Source organism: Halovibrio sp. HP20-59, from assembly GCF_033052795.2.
In the GTDB taxonomy this organism is placed as follows: domain Bacteria; phylum Pseudomonadota; class Gammaproteobacteria; order Pseudomonadales; family Halomonadaceae; genus Vreelandella.
On record NZ_JAWJUW020000067.1, the window covers coordinates 1 to 325 of the forward strand.

Below are 325 nucleotides of genomic sequence, written 5' to 3' on the forward strand. Positions count from 1 at the left end.
CGAAGGGGCGGCAGCGTGAGGCCCGTTCCTGTCCTCAAGTCCGTCCGTGCGAGCGAGCGCTTCAATGCCGTTCGCCGCTCGGTTGCCCGGGTTCTTCGCCGAATTGCCTGCCGTTTTGCTGCATGTGCAGAAGCATTTGACCCAGAAGCCATGTCGCATTTGGCGAAAAGCGGATGGTCAAGGTCTGTGCAACCTGATGGCTCGGTTGTTCTTGTGCATCTGTCTGGGTCTCGTTTGGCACTTCGCCCGAATGGATCAGCAGCGCTTGAGGCACGGACACCGTAAAAGTTTTCGAGCCAGGGTCGTACGTAGCGGTGAAGTCGTC

The 325-nt window shown here is 58.8% G+C and carries 1 protein-coding gene; it reads right to left on the minus strand.

The features are described 5' to 3' along the window. Positions 1 to 61: 61 nt before the first annotated feature. Positions 62 to 325: hypothetical protein (locus RZA33_RS19415; protein WP_317509608.1), on the minus strand; the 264-nt coding region annotated here is incomplete at its 5' end.